The sequence below is a fragment of the Tepidicella baoligensis genome (genome assembly GCF_013432195.1).
GTDB classification, from domain to species: domain Bacteria; phylum Pseudomonadota; class Gammaproteobacteria; order Burkholderiales; family Burkholderiaceae_C; genus Tepidicella; species Tepidicella baoligensis.
Genome location: NZ_JACCDB010000039.1, coordinates 1 through 795 on the forward strand (window position 1 = coordinate 1; position 795 = coordinate 795).

The window sequence follows — 795 nt, forward strand, 5'->3', positions numbered from 1 at the left end:
TCAAGAAATGGTGGCCTCGTCGGTGCGGCTCTCGCCCTTGTTGTCCACCCACTTCACCACCACCTTGTCGCCCTTGGCCGCGCCCTTGAACTTGAACGCCAGAAACGGGTTCTGCGACACCGCCCCGCTCCACTCGCACTTGAGCACCGTCTTGCCGTTGTGCGTCGCCTCCACGTCCGTGATGTAGTGCGCCGGCACCAGATTGCCCGCCCCGTCTCGCCGCGTCCCCGGCTCCATCACGTGCGACATCAGCACGCGCACCGTCGTCACCCCGTCCGCCTCGGCGGCTCGAATTCGCATGGGTCCTGCCATGATCTCTACTCCTGTGTCTTGCTATACATCTCAGACCAGCGCTCAGCCGCCGCAGCCGCCCAGCGTCACCTTGGTCTCTTTCGTGGCCGAGTACAGCTTGCCGTCAGCCTTCACGATCGCCACCACGTCCGTGCTCTGCCCCATCTTCAGTCGCGTCTGCACGTCCGGCTCCGTCCCCGCCGGAATCATGAACGCCGCAGCCATCGGCACCGGGTTCTTCTCCACCAGCAGGTAGATCTCCGTCGTGTTCGCCAGCTTGCTGATCGCACCCACCGGCACCACCGCTCCGTTTTCCGCAATGTCCGGCGAGACGATCGTGACCTGATCACTGGCCGACACACTGCCGCCCAATGCCTTGATGGCGTCTTGCAGGTTCTTCGCGTCAAAACCCGCCCGGCCCGCAGCCATCGCCTGCTCGGCCGTCACAATGCCCAGCGACAGCAGCGTGGCCATCGCTCCCGTGCTCTTCAGTACGGTTCGGCG

2 protein-coding genes are annotated in these 795 nt (G+C 64.7%); both read right to left on the reverse strand.

The features are described 5' to 3' along the window. Complete coding sequence (gene soxZ / locus HZS63_RS13780) at positions 1-312, reverse strand: thiosulfate oxidation carrier complex protein SoxZ (RefSeq protein WP_180684562.1); 312 nt, start codon at positions 310-312, stop codon at positions 1-3. Positions 313-354: 42 nt separating this feature from the next. Beyond that, the coding region (soxY, locus tag HZS63_RS13785) for a thiosulfate oxidation carrier protein SoxY (RefSeq protein WP_246316403.1) at positions 355-795 on the reverse strand (441 nt) is incomplete at its 5' end.

Coding starts and splice junctions, on each gene's coding strand:
- soxZ (WP_180684562.1), bottom strand. CDS start 312: ATGGCAGGACCCATGCGAATTCGAGCCGCCGAGGCGGACGGGGTGACG.